General features: G+C 56.8%; 13 protein-coding genes. 2 read left to right on the plus strand and 11 right to left on the minus strand.

The window, feature by feature from the left end:
• The 9 genes from H4V98_RS16840 to H4V98_RS16880 all read right to left on the minus strand — a co-directional run bounded on the left by H4V98_RS16840 (position 1) and on the right by H4V98_RS16880 (position 11,777).
• Entirely contained in the window at positions 1-1,467 is a 1,467-nt protein-coding gene (locus H4V98_RS16840; protein WP_280757737.1) for a lipopolysaccharide biosynthesis protein, read from the minus strand.
• 245 nt (positions 1,468-1,712) lie between these two features.
• Positions 1,713-3,005, minus strand: coding sequence for a Vi polysaccharide biosynthesis UDP-N-acetylglucosamine C-6 dehydrogenase TviB (gene tviB, locus H4V98_RS16845; protein ID WP_280757738.1), 1,293 nt, complete (start codon positions 3,003-3,005; stop codon positions 1,713-1,715).
• Positions 3,002-4,522 (minus strand): mannose-1-phosphate guanylyltransferase/mannose-6-phosphate isomerase, encoded by a 1,521-nt coding sequence (locus tag H4V98_RS16850; RefSeq protein WP_280757739.1) that lies wholly within the window; start codon positions 4,520-4,522, stop codon positions 3,002-3,004. Before H4V98_RS16850 ends, tviB begins: the two co-directional genes overlap by 4 nt.
• On the minus strand, positions 4,519-5,640 hold the full coding sequence (locus tag H4V98_RS16855; RefSeq protein WP_280757740.1) for a glycosyltransferase: 1,122 nt from the start codon (positions 5,638-5,640) through the stop codon (positions 4,519-4,521). The genes H4V98_RS16850 and H4V98_RS16855 overlap by 4 nt, the downstream gene beginning before the upstream one ends.
• Before the next feature lie 20 nt (positions 5,641-5,660).
• Positions 5,661-5,798: a hypothetical protein gene (locus tag H4V98_RS16860; protein WP_280757741.1), complete on the minus strand. Its 138-nt coding sequence runs from the start codon at positions 5,796-5,798 to the stop codon at positions 5,661-5,663.
• Between the two features lie 7 nt (positions 5,799-5,805).
• Positions 5,806-8,055 carry a polysaccharide biosynthesis tyrosine autokinase gene (locus tag H4V98_RS16865; RefSeq protein WP_280757742.1) on the minus strand — a complete coding sequence of 750 codons (2,250 nt, stop codon included), beginning with the start codon at positions 8,053-8,055 and terminating at the stop codon, positions 5,806-5,808.
• 11 nt (positions 8,056-8,066) lie between these two features.
• On the minus strand, positions 8,067-8,510 hold the full coding sequence (locus tag H4V98_RS16870; RefSeq protein WP_280757743.1) for a low molecular weight protein-tyrosine-phosphatase: 444 nt from the start codon (positions 8,508-8,510) through the stop codon (positions 8,067-8,069).
• 15 nt (positions 8,511-8,525) lie between these two features.
• Positions 8,526-9,548: a polysaccharide biosynthesis/export family protein gene (locus H4V98_RS16875; RefSeq protein ID WP_280757744.1), complete on the minus strand. Its 1,023-nt coding sequence runs from the start codon at positions 9,546-9,548 to the stop codon at positions 8,526-8,528.
• Positions 9,549-10,454: 906 nt separating this feature from the next.
• Positions 10,455-11,777: a hemolysin family protein gene (locus H4V98_RS16880; protein WP_280757745.1), complete on the minus strand. Its 1,323-nt coding sequence runs from the start codon at positions 11,775-11,777 to the stop codon at positions 10,455-10,457.
• Positions 11,778-11,801: 24 nt separating this feature from the next.
• Here H4V98_RS16880 and H4V98_RS16885 point away from each other — a divergent pair, with 24 nt between their 5' ends.
• Both H4V98_RS16885 and H4V98_RS16890 read left to right on the plus strand, forming a co-directional pair.
• A complete protein-coding gene (locus H4V98_RS16885; RefSeq protein ID WP_280757746.1) occupies positions 11,802-12,650 on the plus strand; it encodes a symmetrical bis(5'-nucleosyl)-tetraphosphatase in 849 nt (282 codons plus the stop codon).
• A gap of 42 nt (positions 12,651-12,692) precedes the next feature.
• Entirely contained in the window at positions 12,693-13,172 is a 480-nt protein-coding gene (locus H4V98_RS16890) for a GIY-YIG nuclease family protein (RefSeq protein WP_280757747.1), read from the plus strand.
• 136 nt (positions 13,173-13,308) lie between these two features.
• Here H4V98_RS16890 and H4V98_RS16895 read toward each other — a convergent pair whose 3' ends face one another.
• Positions 13,309-14,268, minus strand: a complete 960-nt coding sequence (locus H4V98_RS16895; RefSeq protein WP_280757748.1) for a YihY/virulence factor BrkB family protein — start codon at positions 14,266-14,268, stop codon at positions 13,309-13,311.
• A 123-nt stretch (positions 14,269-14,391) separates the two neighbouring features.
• Positions 14,392-15,852, minus strand: a complete 1,461-nt coding sequence (locus H4V98_RS16900) for a DEAD/DEAH box helicase (protein ID WP_280757749.1) — start codon at positions 15,850-15,852, stop codon at positions 14,392-14,394.
• Positions 15,853-16,055: the final 203 nt, after the last annotated feature.

Below are 16,055 nucleotides of genomic sequence, written 5' to 3' on the forward strand. Positions count from 1 at the left end.
TTACTTCAAAACCTTGAATCGATAATAAAAATTTGATTTACACCAAGAAATTGGTCGCAACTCACTTGGTCCAATTTTCAAAAAACAAAATAGCCCACATACAAACAGAAAATACAGCATTAACTTCTTCAAAATCTCTGAGTTACCTATTAATGTCGATATTAAAATTAACAAGGAAAAAAGAAAAGTAATCCAGAAGATATTTTTTATGTTTATTATTTTTTTAGAGACGTAACGCAATGCATATACAAAAGTTATAGTTGCAACGAACAACTGTGCGACACAGCGACCTACAGCGGCACCGATAATTCCAAATTTCCAAACTAAAGGGATTACTAGAGAAAAGAGCAAAATACCGCCTAAAAGATTTACATTTCTGGAAAATTTACCGTTAGTTTTATATTGTATGACAGTATTCACACAACCAGAACTTAATCCCATCACACCAACGCCGAGAACTGCCAATACCAAACTGGCACCATCGTACTTTGGTCCAAAAGCAATTACCAATATTTCTCCGGAAAAAATAATTAATAGACCAGCAGCTACGCCACTTATAAAGATTAAGATGTCAGTAACTGTTCGACTAAGCCCGACTATTTCATGTATCAGACCTTGCCCCCATAGATGTGCTATTTTTGGGCCCAATGCACCAGTTCCAAGTGCTACAGCCATCGATACCAAACCCGACAAAGTGAGAGCTGTTGAATACAATGCGACGTCAGTAGTATTTAGCATGCCGCGCACGACCGATATCTCAGCGCGGGACCAAACCATTGCAGAAATAGTAGCCGAAATCCAAACGTTCGTTGCGTAACTGGAAACGGCTGAAGACGAAAACGTAGGAACGTTGCTGAAGACATCTGAAAATTTCGGAACTACTGCAAATATACATACCAAAGACGAGATTAAAGTGGCTATTCCAAATATCATCATCATCACTTCTGCTGAATTATATTGTTTAGGCAATAAGTAAACACCACAAAAAGTACTCGTGACGAAAAGTAAATTCGAAATTGCCACTCTTTTAAAAAACTGTAACCCCTGCGCTCGCGCTGTCGCTATAGCCAAAACTGCATTTCCAATCGCCCATATAGAAACTGAAATTAATCCAAAAAAACTTTTCGTATCTGCAAAAATATAAGCAATTGTCGGAGTAACAATCGCAGCCATCATTACAACAAAAATGGCTCGTTGACGATACCAAAGAACAAAGTCTTGAAAGTCTCCTAAACCAGCACTTCGGTATTCCGCGAAGAATCTTGATCCAACCCCTGTTAATCCAAATGAACAAAGAAGAAATATAATCTCTACCAGCCATTGTATGAAAACAAAATCACCAAATTGGGCTGGCCCTAAGCGTCGCGCGAGAAATATAGCGATCGCTAGGCGGCCGGCCGACATCATTACAGCAGCCATTCCACTCCAAGCGGTTTCTCTTATTAATGACAATGCTTTGCTCTCCACAATCTAACCACCCTCAGACTGGCGTAATTCTTAAACTTATCGGCTTTACACATTGGCATAAACTCTCTGCTAAATTTTTTTATCTGTGCAACTGAATTATTCGATCCACCAGCTATTTTTCAGTGTAATCTAGTCTCGCCTACTGTGTAGTAAGCAACAACGACCCTAAAGTTAATTTAGCGGATGATTTGATATGCTGACGCCCGTTTAAAAAGAGCTGGAGGCATTTTTTCAAATAAGAACTCTCACAGTCGCCCATCCACGTCCTCTTTACCAAAAATGCCTTTAATATCGTAAATCACGGCTCTTCCATTTGCCAGGTGACGCAAGCCATGAATGCCCAACGCCTTGAACTGGTCATGGCCTACGGCAACCACCAGCGCGTCGTACTGGTCCGGTGCGGGCATTTCGGGCAACAGGCTGATGCCATATTCATGCTTGGCCTCGGCCAAGTCAGCCCAAGGGTCGTACACATCGACCTGGGCGCTAAAACCTTGCAGTTCTCGTACCAGATCAATCACCCGGGTATTGCGCAGATCGGGGCAGTTTTCTTTAAAGGTGAAGCCCAACACCAGCACGCGGGATTGAGCCACAGCGTGACCCTTGCGGATCATGAGCTTGACCACTTCTGCTGCCACATACTGGCCCATGGCGTCGTTGATGCGGCGGCAGGCCAGCAGGATGTCGGGGTAGTAGCCCACAGACTGAGCCTTCTGAATCAAGTAATACGGGTCCACGCCAATACAGTGGCCACCCACCAGACCGGGTTTAAATGGCAAAAAATTCCACTTCGTTCCAGCTGCTTCCAGCACCTCATGGGTGTCGATGCCAAGGCGCCGGAAGATGAGGGCAAATTCATTGATCAGAGCGATGTTGGCGTCGCGCTGGGTGTTTTCAACTACCTTGGAGGCTTCAGCCACCTTAATACTGCTGGCTTTATGCGTGCCTGCGGTAATGATTCTGCGGTACAGCGCATCTACAAAATCGGCGGTAGCGGGTGTAGAACCGGAGATGACTTTGGGTATGGTGGTTAGGCGGCGCTGCTTGTCGCCAGGGTTTATTCGCTCGGGGCTGTAGCCTACGGTGAACCCTTCGTTGAACTTCAGGTTAGACGCGCGTTCCAACTCAGGTACGCACATTTCTTCGGTTGCACCGGGGTAAACGGTGGACTCATAAATCACCACATCGCCTTGCTTGAGTATCCGGCCCACAGTCTGGCTGGCTTTTATCAGGGGCGTGAAGTCGGGCCGCTTGTCACCATCTACCGGAGTGGGCACAGTGACGATGAAAACATTGCAGCTGCCCAGTTTTTCGGCGCTGTCGGTGTAGTGAAGATGCTCAGCCTTCACCAGCTCTTTAGCAGTTGTGTCCAGTGTGCGGTCAAATCCTGTTTTCAACTCTGCAATACGCACGGTGTTTATGTCAAAGCCTATCGTGGGCAGTTGCTTGCCGAATTCCACAGCCAAGGGAAGGCCAACGTAGCCAAGGCCGATGACAGCAATGTGGACGGAAGCAGTAGATTCGATTTGTTGCTTCATTTGTCTTCCTCTATTTGGTTGAGGTCAGCACACGCCAGTGTCGATTCGCCAGATTTTGTCCCAGCAAGCCATTCAGGACACGGGGGTTCGCCGTTTTGTTCTTTTGCTGTCAATGAAATGACACGACCGTAGACGTCTTCAAAACGAACGATGTCGTCTTCGCCCAGATAGCTGCCGCTTTGTACTTCGATCAGTTCCAGCGACGTTTTTCCCGGGTTCTTAAGCCGATGCACGGTGCCTAGCGGGATGTAGGTGGACTGGTTTTCAGTCAGCAAAAAGGTTTTTTCGCCACAGGTCACCTCGGCCGTGCCCTTGACGACGATCCAGTGCTCGGCGCGGTGATGGTGCATCTGCAGTGACAGTTGGGCACCGGGCTTGACGATGATGCGCTTGACCTGAAAGCGATCGCCTGCATCAATGCTGTCATATGCACCCCACGGGCGGGCAGTATGGCGGTGCGCGCTGGCCTGGGCCACGCCTTGCTGTATAAGGTGATTTACCACGTCTTTCACCAACTCGGCATGGCTGGCTGCCACCACCAGAACGGCGTCGGGTGTGTCAACGATCAGCAGGTCTTGCGTACCCAGCGCTACCACGGGGCGGTGCGGTGCATGCACAAAGGTGTTGCGGGCGTGCAGGGTGTGGGCTTGGCCCTGGGTGCGGTTGCCTTCCGCGTCGGGCTGGGACAACTCGGCCACTGCATTCCAGCTGCCGACGTCGCTCCAGGCGCCGCAGAAAGGCACGACGGCCACATCGGCGTGGTGTTCCATCACGGCAAAGTCGATGCTTTCAGCGCGGCAGGCGTTGAAGGCCTGCGGTTCGGGGCGGATAAAGGCCTGGTCGTGCGTGGCCCCGGTCATGGCTTGCTGGCAGTGGGCCAGAATGTCGGGCGCGTGCTGGCCCAGGGCCTTGAGCAACGCATCAGCCCGGCACAGAAAAATGCCGGCATTCCACAGCACGTCGCCTTGCAGGATCAGGGCCTGGGCTTTGTCAGCCGTGGGTTTTTCAATGAAGCGGGCCACCGCGTGGCTGCCGTCTGGCCGGCTCTGCCCTTGTTGGATATAACCGTAGGCGGTGCTCGGAAAGCTGGGCACCACGCCAAAAGTAACGATGGCGCCCTGCCCGGCTGCGGCCACGCCTTGTTCAACCATGGCGGCAAAGGCCTGCGCGTTGGGGATGTGGTGGTCGGCCGGGCAAAACAGCAGCAGTTGCTCGGATTTCACCGCCAGCGCGGCCAGCGCCATTGCAGCGGCCGTGTTGCGCGCAGCCGGTTCCAGAATGACGGTACCGCTGACCTTGGCCGCCTGCATGGCCTCGGTGACCAGAAAGCGGTGCTCATCTGCCGCCACACACATGACCTGGGTTGCCCCATCGCCCAACTGCGCGACGCGTTCCAGCGTGAGCTGCAGCAGGCTTTTGTTGTTTAGCAGGGGAACAAACTGCTTGGGGAATGCCTTGCGGGACAGCGGCCAGAGGCGGGTGCCGGAGCCGCCGCAAAGAATGACGGGTTGAATCATGCGGTACGTGTTTTTGTAGTTAAAGTGACGGGCTGAAAAAACCAGCGAAACTGCGTCAGTCGCGCGTAAATGGCGGTGTACAGCAGGCCGCAGACCACGAAGCCCAGCACCAGCGTGGCGGTGTGGGTCGGCCAGGTCACCGCAATGGCGGCGGGCACCAGCGCGGCAATCCACATGATGGAGCCGGTCACGGAGTTGCGAGCCAGGTTGCCGGCATGGGGCAACAAGGCACGCGCCAGCCGGCGCTTGACCAGGCTGTGCAAATGCAAACGGTCCGGGTCGCCGGGGCTCAAGTGGCGGCGGCGGCGGCGCACGATGCTGAACAGCACTTCCAGAATCGGATAGCCGCACACCAGCAAAGGCGCCCAGGCCGACACCTCGGCATGGCGGGCCAAAACCAGCACGGCAATCCAGGCCAATGCAAAGCCGACAAAGTAAGCGCCACCGTCACCCAGAAAGATCTTGCCCATTGGCCAGTTGACCAGCAAAAAGCCAAACACGCCACCCGCCAGGATCAGGCAGGCAAAGGCCAGGTCGTTGTCGCCCAGGGCGGTGGCCATCGCGCCAAAAGCCACCAGGATGATGATGACCGTGCCTGCCGCCAAACCATTGAAGCCGTCAATGATGTTGATGGCGTTGGCAATGCCACCCACCGCAAAGGCAGTGAACAGCACCGAGATGACGGTAAAGCCCAGCAACCAGTCCAGACCCGGCAGGTTGACGTCGGTGATGGACAAACCCGTGATGGCCCAGCCCAGCACGCCGCAGCCCATGGTGGCCAACAGCCGGCTGCGCACGCTGACGCGCTTGGTGACGTCTTCCAGCAGGCCAAAGGCAAAAGCAGGAACTCCAGCCAAGATGAGCGGCCCCAACAGGGTTTGACGAGCATCGCTGGCAAACACGTAGCCCGCGATTACGCCCACGGCAATGGCAATCCCGCCAACACGGGGCGTGGGGCTGGTGTGAAACTTTTGTACACCCTCGTCGCTGTCCATGCTGAAGTGGCCATGCCACCGCTGGGTACGCACCAGCAGCAGTGCGACCAGCAACGCCACCAAAAGCGCAATGCTTCCCGCCCTCAGTGCTGAAAGCGAATCTGGATTCAAAAAATTTTGCATGATCTATCTCCGGTTGGAAATCAACAGGCAAGCAGCGAAGTTGAAGCGCCAAAGCAGCTGTCAGGGGCATACGCCATGTTCAGGTGTGGGCGCAGCTCGGCTTCGTCCATGATGATGGCCGCGTGTTGCGGCAAGGCCGCTGGCAGGGCGTCTTGCATGGCTTTTTTACTGTCCGTCGGCGGTCTTGCCATACTGGTAGTTGGTGTAGCGGTAGCGGCTGTACTTGTAGCCGTAGCCACCGTAGCGCTGGCGGCTGGTGTCCAGGTCGTTGAACACCACGCCCTTGACCGGCACACCGATCTGGCCCAGGCGCTTGGTGCTTTCCTGCAGTTCGCCCAGCGCGGTCACTTCAGCCCGCGCGACCAGGAACACGGTGCCGGCATGCGGCGCCAGCACCTGGGTGTCTGACACGGCCAGTACTGGCGGGGTATCGATCAGCACCAGGTCGTATTGGGCTGACAGGTCTTGCAGCAGTTGCAGGGTAGCTGTTGACATCAACAGCTCGGCAGGATTGGGCGGCATGGTGCCGGTGGTGATCAGGTCCAGGTTGGGCACCACAGCGCGGTGCACCACATCGGCCAGCGCGCGGGTGCCGGTGATCAATTCGCTCAGGCCATGGCCGCGCTTCATGCCAAAAAACTGGTGCAGGTGGCCCTTGCGCATATCAGCGTCAATCAGCAGGACACGTTTGCCGCCTGCGCCCATCACGGCGGCAAAGTTGGCGCTGGTGAAGGACTTGCCAATGCCGGGCGTCGGACCGGTGAACAGCACGATGTTGTTGCGGGCGTCCAGCATGGCAAATTGCAGCGCGGTGCGCAGGCTGCGAAGGCTTTCGACGCCCGGATCTTCAGGGTGCGTGACCGCCAGCAAGTGCGTGCCTTGCGCCTGGCCCTTGATCAACTTCGAAAGCTTGTCCTGTTCGACCGAATGCGGCACGGTGGCAAATACATGCAAACCAGTGGCTGACTCGATGTCGGCCGGGTCCTTGATGCCGGGGCGCAGGCTGTTGCGCAAAAAGGCCAGTCCCATGCCCAGCAGCAGGCCAAGCACACCGCTGATCGCGAGGATTTGCGCGCGTTGCGGCTTGATGGATCGCTCGGGCACGACCGGCGCATCAACCACACGCACGTTGCCGACCTTGCCCTCTTTCACCAGGCGCAACTGCTGCGAACTGGTCAACAGATTGAGGTACAGCTCGCTGTTGACCCTGACGTCACGCGTCAGGCGCAACAGGTCTTGCTCGGTATTGGGCAGTGTCTTGACCTTGCTGGTCAGGTCGGCAATTTCCTTGCTGACAGCGGCAATCTGCGCGTCCAGCGTCTGGATGACCGGATGGGCGGCGGTGAACTGCGCGCTTTGCTCGCGACGCTTTTGTTGCAGCTCAAGCAGGCTGCCCTGCAATTTGACGGCTGTGTCGAGGTAGTTTTTGCCTTCAACGCCCAAGTCAAAGGTACCGTTCTGGTTGCGATATTTATTGAAGCGAACTTCGGAGTCTTCCAGCTGCTTTTTGAGCTGTGGCAGGAAGTCGCCCAGAAAAGCCAATGATTTTTCTGCTTCCGCCGACTTGCGCTCGACATTCTGGCGCACATAGTTGGTGCCTATAGCATTCAAAGTGCTAGCTATATTTTGAGGGTCAGTTCCCTGCAATTGCAAGGAAATTACGCCGGACTGCCTGCCTTGCTCAGCAATAATCAGATTACTTTGAAGCCCTTCGATTACGCCAAGACGTGAGGAACGTGCCACATTGAAGTGCGCCCCTGGCTTGGCCTTGAGCTCGGTCACCAGAATACGGCCCTTGCTTTCACCCGCGCCAAAGCTGGCCGGCGTGCCGGTTTTTCCCTGCACCAGCACTTGGCCGTCGGGGTCGCGCAGTTCAAAACCGCCTTCCGTTGCCACCAACAGCAGCAGTTGGCCTTGCAGTTCGTCGGGCACTTCGAGCAGTCCCAGACGAATGGATTCATTGCCCGAGACGTAGCCGCCCATGCCCATGAAACCCGGCTCGGACAGCCCGGTGGCGCGGCGTGCCATCCAGCCGCCCACCAAGGGAAGATATTTAGGGGATGCGCTGACATACAGCTGCAAGTCGTCCACCGACTTGGCAACGACCAGCCGCGAACGCAGAATTTCCATCTCGGCCGTGGCGGGCGACTTGATGTCAAACAGGCTGGCTGCATCACCCAAGGCACCGGCAGCGCCAGGCTTGCTGTCTTCGACCTGGATCAATGAGTTGGCCTGATAAACCGGACGGCTCAAAAAGGCATAAGCACCGCCCAGCAGCAGCACCAGCACGGTAATGCCGGCAATCAGCCAGCGGGCATCGAGCAGCACGTCGAGCAGGCCCAGCAGGTCGATTTCATCGTCGTCTTGCATCTCTGCCAAAGGCATGGCGGACACGGGAGATTGGGGAGCGTTCATACGGTCAGACATCACGAAACAAGTTTGATACGGCGCACCCATTCGTCCACGCCCAGGGCGATGGCGGCATGGGCGGCTTCGAAGGCAGCGCGGGGCTGGCGGTAAGGGTCGGCAATGTCGAACCCGCCTGGCGGGCCAAACTCGCCGAGACGGTGAATTTTTCCGCGTGCGGTGGGGTAAAGTTTTTCGAGCGCCTGCTGGTGGCTGGCCTCCATGACCAGCACCAGGTCGGCATGGCTGCACATCCAGCCGGCGACTTGCTGGGCGCGGTGGGCAGACAGGTCAAGGCCGTGTTGCCTGGCAATTTCGCTGGCGGTGGCTTCGGCGCCATGGCCCACCACCGCATGCAGACCGGCCGACCAGATCTTGCGGCCCGGCAGACGGTCTTTCAGCATGGCCTCGGCGACAGGGCTGCGGCAGATGTTGCCCACGCAGACGGTGAGGATGTTGTTCATCACACTAAGCCGCTGTCATTTGAAAGAGGAATTCGTGGTGCTGACCACGGCCGCGCTTGGCAAAATCAGGCTGACCACCCGGTTCCAGAGCACCAGCGGCACCGGGTCGACAAACACCACATCGCGCGATTTAAGCTCAAAGCCTTCGGCCAGTGCGTAGGCTGTCGGTGAACTGGCGTCAAGGTGATAAATCTCGGGTGAGGTCGGGGTTGCGACGCTGTCGGCATTGGCGGAAGCGACGACGCCCAGATCACCATCACGGCTGCGCACGACGTAGATCTGACGTGGATCGCCCGAAACAGCGTTCACGCCACCGGCCTCGCCAAGCGCTTCATTCAGCGTCAGGCGGCCATTGCGCAATGGCAAGGTCGTGGGCTTGGTGACTTCTCCCAGCACATACACCTTGGTGTCTTCACGACTGCCCACGCGCACCAGATCGCCTGCCACCAGCATGATCTTCGACGGATTGACGCCCAGCGTGGCCAGTTGCGGCATGTTGATCAGCGTGGTGGCACCCTTGCGCGTCACGGACACCGTGGCCCTGTCGGCAATGGCTGTCAGGCCGCCCGCACGGCTGATGGCTTCGGGCAGCGTCATGGGAATGTCGTTGATGGCCTGCAGGCCAGGGGTCCGCACTTCGCCATCGACATACACACGGCCTGCACGGTACGCCTGCACGCGCAGGGTGATTTGCGGATCCTTGAGGAATTTCGACAGGCGACGGATCATTTCCTCGCGTGCCTTATTTTCTGTCAGGCCGGCAATTTTGAAGGTACCGAGCAGCGGAAACTGGATCAGACCGTCGGGGCTGACGTTGTAGCCGTTGCCGACCGAGGCCAGACCCGATGCATCGGTCGTCAGCGTGGCGCCTGCGGGCGCCAGCACCAGCTCAGGATGATTCCAGACGACGATGTTGATCACGTCGCCTGGGCCAATGGCATAGGGCTTGGCGTCGGCAAACAGGTCTTTGACATCAGCGCCCAATTCAGCTTTGCGCAGCGCGCGTTGTTGCCTGATGAGTTCGGGGGTAATGGCCATCAACGCTCCGGCTGGCGGCGCCTCAACAGCAGCCATTGGGTCGCCCAGCCCACGGGTGGACGCTGAACCTGAGGTCCGCTTGGTCGTGATGGAATAAGGATTGGCTGTCGATTCAGCCGCTTTTATGCCTTTGCCAATGGACAATCCGGGTGCAAACGCACAACCGCCCAACCAGGCAAGCCCCAAAACAGCAAAAAACCATCTGGTATGTGAATAATTCAAAATCGATTTGGAATTCAAAAATATGAGCATTAATTGGTTAAAATGATAATTATTCTTGATTTTAATATTTTTATGTTTAAGTGATTAAGATAAAAAATCACTAAAAAAAACACTTTTTAGAATAATTCAATGAGCCGCAACCGCAGCCTGCTTACAATCGGGAACGAACCTACCGCAAACAGGTGATTGAATAACCTCACGACAAGGTACTCAGGTTTTCTCGTTGCTTTCAAATTTTTACGTTCCAAAGTTGACTTTTGCTTTGACGGATCGCATTTTTGGGCTGCTTTTGCTTTAAAAACGATGAGAACGTTAAAAATCAACAGGAATTTTGGTTTGAGGTGTGTTTGGCCACACCCCCAATCCTGCTTTCTGTGCTGGGAACTATTTATTCAGCGTATTTTATGCAAAAAAATTTTCGATTGCCACAAATAATACCGAAATAAACAATAGTAAAAAATTGTAATAAAAAATACGTTTAAAGTTCTTTGGACCTTTTTTGTGGCGGTTTTTCTGGCTAAAACAACGATTTTTTTAATTTTCAGATCTTTGATGTAGCAAAGATGTTTGTTATTCAGTATTCGAGCCCGTTGCCATGGACAGTGCAGATGTACAGATACAGATGCACCCACGGAACAGGGTTGCGCTTGGATCAGACCCGCCTGAATTTCTCGCCAAATCCCATCAGCCGGGTTGGGTTACCAACACCTTGTCAATCCGCTTGCCATCGAGATCGACGATCTCAAACAGCCAGCCGGCACAGGCGATGCGCTCGCCCGTGGTCGGTAAATGACCTGATACCGACTGCAACAGGCCCGCAACGGTGTTGTAGCGCCCCCGGTCTTCTTCTGGCAAGTCCCTGATGTCCAGCCGCGCTTTCAGCTCGGAAACCGGCATGAGTCCGTCAATCAGCCAGCTGCCGTCGTCACGCCGGGTTGCCCATGCGTCCCGGGTGGTGCCGGTCTGTAACTCGCCGGTGATGGCCTCCAGCATGTCCATGGGCGTCATCAGCCCCTGCACCACGCCGTATTCATCGACCACCAGAAGGATTCGAGTGGAACGGGCGCGAAACTGCTCCAGAAGCTCCATGCCGGACAGCGTTTCCGGAACAAACACCGCCGGCACCGCATAAGGACCAATGCGGTCTGAGACCATGGGAACCGAGCTTGAAGCATCGGCAGACGTTGCAGCCTGGATATGGCCGCGCAGGGCGAGCAGTTTGGCAACGTTGACCACGCCGACCACATCGTCCAGGCTGCCCCGGCAGACCGGGTACCAGGAGTGGCCTGTCACGCCGGCCTTGTCGATCGCCTGGGCCACCGTATCGGATGCATCGAGCCATTCGATGCTGCCGCGTGGCAGCATGAGCGAGGTCAGCATGCGGTCATCCAGAAGAAACACGTTTTGCACCATCTGGTGCTCATGCGCCTCAATCAGGCCGGCATCGACGCCCTCTTCCAGACTGGCGGCGATTTCTTCTTCGGTCACGGCACGGTCAGCACTGTTGTCCACGCGCAACAATTTGAGCACAGCGTGGGTGCTGAAAGACAACAGCCAGACAAAGGGCTTGGCGCCAGCGGCCACCCACATCATGGGGCGCGACACAAGACGCGACACAGTTTCGGGGTAAAGCTGGCCAATGCGCTTGGGCACCAGCTCACCAAAGACGATGGTGACGTAGGTGATCACCGCCACGACAATTGCCGTCGCCGAAATATCGGCCGCCTGCGCGGACACGCCAAAGGTTTGAAGCCAAGCGGAGACGCCGCCACTGAAGGCCGCCTCTCCAATGATGCCGTTGAGCATGCCAATCGAGGTAATGCCAACCTGCACCGACGACAGGAACTGCGTGGGATTGCTCAGCAGGTCGAGCGCGGCCCGGGAGCCTTTGTCACCGGACTCGGCCATGGCGTTCAGCCTGGCCTTTCGGCTGGAGGCCAGTGCCAGTTCGGACATGGAAAAAACGCCATTGAGCAGCGTTAAGAAGACGATAAGGAGGAAATCCATGGATCCGTAGGCAAAATGAAGACCATGGCACTTTACTGTATCGGCGACCTTCAGGGCTGCAATGCTCCATTTCAGCAGCTGTTGGAAAAAATCGGGTTTTCTCCGAGCCGCGATACCTTGTTTCTTTTGGGCGACCTGGTGAACCGGGGGCCTGACTCACTCGGCACGTTGCGCAGCTTGATGGCGCTGGGCGATGCCGCGCAATGCCTGCTGGGAAACCACGACCTGCACCTGCTGGCGCTGTCGCAGGGCGTGCGCCCGCCAGGCCGGCACGACACGGTGAACGACATCTTGCAGGCGCGCGACCGCCACGAACTGTTGGACTGGCTGCGCCACCGCCCCCTGGCCATGCACCACCACGGTTGGCTGATGGTGCATGCCGGCGTTCTGCCGCAATGGAGTTCGGCGCAAACACTGGCGTTGGCTTCGGAAGTGGAAGGCGCCTTGCGCGGACCGGACCTGAAAGGCTTTTTGAACGCCATGTATGGCAATACGCCGTGCGAATGGCAGGACGGCCTGCAAGGCACGGATCGGCTGCGGGTGATCGTCAACGCGCTGACGAGACTGCGGTTTTGCACCGCGCAAGGGGCGATGGAGTTTGGCAGCAATGAAGGCGCCGGCAGTGCGCCTGAGGGCTATATGCCGTGGTTCGAAGTGTCCGGGCGGGCCACGCAGGACACGCTGATCATGTTCGGCCACTGGTCAACGCTGGTGGCCGACGCCCACCGGCACACCGGCCTGCGCAATCATGTGTTGCCGTTGGACACCGGTTGCGTCTGGGGCGGCTGTTTGACGGCTGCCAAGCTGGGGATTGGCGGTGCGTTCGAGCTGATTCAGGTGGATTGCGAGCAGGCGCAGGTGCCAGGCAAATAGTTTTTTTAAAAGTTTCAAGATGGATCCCGGGTCGAGCCCGGGATGACAGATTATTTTTCTTCAACAGAGTGTTTTTCTTTGTCATTGCAGGCTCGACCCGCAATCCCTGCTTTTCCCGGTCATTACGGGCCTGACCCGCAATCCATGCTTTTCCCTGTCATTGCGGGCTCGACCCGCAATCATGCTTTTCCCTGTCATTGCGGGCTCGACCCGCAATCCATGTCCCGGAGTCTGTTGATGCCCTATTTTGTGTACATGCTGGCCAGCAAACCCCGGGGCACGCTGTACATCGGAGTGACCAACGACCTGGTTCGACGTGTCCATGAACATAAAACCCAGCGCTGCGATGGATTCACGCAACGCTATGACATCCATCAATTGGTCTGGTTTGAAACCATAGAATCCATACAAGCCGCCATTCAGCGTGAAAAGCAGCTGAAAAACTGGAAGCGCGACTGGAAGATTACGCTGATCGAGAAAGACAACCCAGTTTGGGACGACTTGTATTCGCAGATTCTTTAAAACTGCCGAGATGGATTGCGGGTCGAGCCCGCAATGACAGGGAAAAGCATGGATTGCGGGTTGAGCCCGCACTGACTGCGTTTTTAAGCACTTAGGCTGCGATCCAAACCATCACCGACTTGACCCGCTGTCCTTGTCAGTGCGGGCTCGACCCGCAATCCATGACTTCTGCCCGAAGGTCAGATACAGGCTTTTGTTCCTCAGCCAGCGCCGCCTCGTCAGCCCATGCTCGTGACATGCTGGCCGCGAGCAGCAACACGCCGGACGAAAAGTAAATCCACATCAATATCACCACCAGCGAGCCAGCCGCGCCGTAAGCCGACACGACCGCCGCCGTGGACAGGTAATAGGCCATCAGGTACTTGCCCACCTGAAACAGGACCGCACCGGCCATGGCCCCCATCACCAAAAAGCGCAATGCGGGCTTGGGACCGGAACTCATGCGCATCAGCCCCAGGAACAGCGCTGTGCAAAAGGCAATCGACACCACCTCGTTCAGGATCCAGACGACTTTTTCCAGTGGCAGGTAATTTCCGGCCCAGAGCGACAGCAGGTTGGTGAACGTCGAGACGGCCAGCGACACCAGCAGCAGGAATCCCAGCGCCAGGATATAGGCGACGCCGCGCAGTCTCAGGCTTGCGCCATACCACCACTTTGGCCTGGACATTTTTCCGCTGCCATTGCGCCACAGGCGCTCGAATGCATTTTGCAACTCGGCAAAGACGCCGGTCGCGCCGGACAGCAGCAGTCCAAAGGCAAACAGCGACGCGGTGATGCCTTCAGACGGCTCCTGCGCGCTGGTCATGGCCTGCTGGATGACTTTTGCGCCCTGCTCACCGATGACACTGGCAATCTGCGTGATCAGGCTGCTTTCAATGAAGGTGCGGTCCAGCCACCAGCCCATGACCGCCACCAGCAGCACCAGCAGCGGGGCCAGGCTGAGGATGCCGTAGAACGACATGGCTGCGCTCATGCGCAGGCCGTCGGCATCCACCCATTGGTTGACGGCGCGCCACAGCGGGCGAAAGATTCTTAAAAGTAACAAATGCCCGAAAGCAGCCAGTGTTGGGCGTCGGGAGGAAGGAAGAGCCATCATTCAAACAGCGTACAGACGCTACAAAAACTGCTCGCCGGACAGCCGCTTCAGGCGCCGTAGGCAAGGGCCGATGACACCGCCGTTGGCCACGACCGCAATCCGCGATGCGTCACCAAAGGCATGTCAGGAAAAAGCCTTGAACAGCGCGGCGACTTTCTTCTTCGGCTTGATGTTGGCCGATACGCCATTGCGCGCCGCATTGGCCTTGGACGATGCCTCCCACGAAGGCAGGGACTCTGCCGCCACGCCGGGCTCATACGGACGGTCAAAAAACGGATCGCGCGATACGACGGGCTGGCGGTGCGGCGTGTACTCGCGTCGCTCCCGGCGCTCGGTGTGCTCTCTGGGCGAACGGTGCTCGGGCGCCCTGCCCTCTTCGCCTTCGCGGTACATGCGCCGGCCGTCGTTGATGCGGCCCTGCACGCTGATGCGCGGCGTGTCTTCCTCAAACTCCAGCGGCTCGATCTCGATCTTGGTCTTGATCAGCTTTTCAATGTCGGTCACCAGGCGCTGGTCGCTGCTGGCGACAAAGCTCACGGCCAGCCCGGAAGCGCCGGCGCGGCCGGTGCGGCCAATGCGGTGGATGTAGTCTTCGGCGTTGAAAGGCACGTCGAAATTGAACACCGCCGGCACATCCTTGATGTCCAGCCCGCGCGCGGCCACGTCGGTGCAGACCAGCAGGTCCACTTCGCCGCTTTTGAACGCTTCAAGCGCCTTGAGCCGTTCGTCCTGGCTCTTGTCACCGTGCAGCGCGGTGGTTTTCAGGCCTTCGCGCTCCAGCGAACGCGCCAGTTTGGCGCAGCCGAGCTTGCTGTTGACAAAGACAAACGCCTGCTTCATGCCGCGTGTCTTGAGGATCTGGTGCAGCGCGCGGCGCTTGTCGTCGGCGCCGACGCTGTAAAAATGCTGCTCGACCGTGGAGGCGGTGGCGTTGGAACGCGCCACCTCGATCGTCACCGGGTCTTGCAAAAAGCTGGACGCCAGGCGCTTGATCTCGGGCGAGAAAGTGGCCGAAAACAGCAGCGTGATGCGCTGCTTGGGCAGGTAGCTCAGGATGCGCTGCAGGTCGGGCAAAAAGCCGATGTCGAGCATGCGGTCGGCCTCGTCCAGCACCACGTATTCGACCTGGTTGAGCACCGTGTTCTTGGCCTCGATGTGGTCGAGCAGGCGGCCCGGCGTGGCGACCAGCACCTCGACGCCTTTTTTGAGTTCCAGCGTCTGCGGCTTCATGTCCATGCCGCCAAACACCACGGCGCAGTTCAGGTTGGTGTACTTGGCATACAGCTTGACCTGTTCGGCCACCTGCACGGCGAGTTCACGCGTGGGCAGCAGCACCAGCGCCCGCACCGGGTGGCGCGCTGGCGAGGTCGAGGCGTTCTCGTGCTTCATCATGCGTTGCAGCAAGGGCAGCGTGAACGCGGCAGTCTTGCCGGTGCCGGTCTGGGCGGCGCCCATCACGTCTTTGCCTTGCAGCACGACCGGAATCGCCTGTTCCTGGATGGGGGTCATGGTTTCGTAGCCCATGTCGGCTACGGCGCGTGCCAGCGGTTCTGCCAGCGAAAGGTTCGAAAAGGATGATGTCATTTAGCCTTATATTGTCGCACTTTGGGCGCTTCGGGCTTCCTGGGGCGCTTCACAAGCTTGGCGGCCAGCCAGCCGAGTGCGCAGTCAAGAGAATGAAATTGATGCCAAATGCTATTTATTTTATAGCTATAGAAGCTTATGGAAAAAGCGCAATATGGCTAAATCAGTATATTTCCAATGTCAACCACGCGCTGGCGCCCGGC

This window comes from Polaromonas sp. CG_23.6 (genome assembly GCF_029892315.1).
GTDB lineage: Bacteria > Pseudomonadota > Gammaproteobacteria > Burkholderiales > Burkholderiaceae_C > Polaromonas.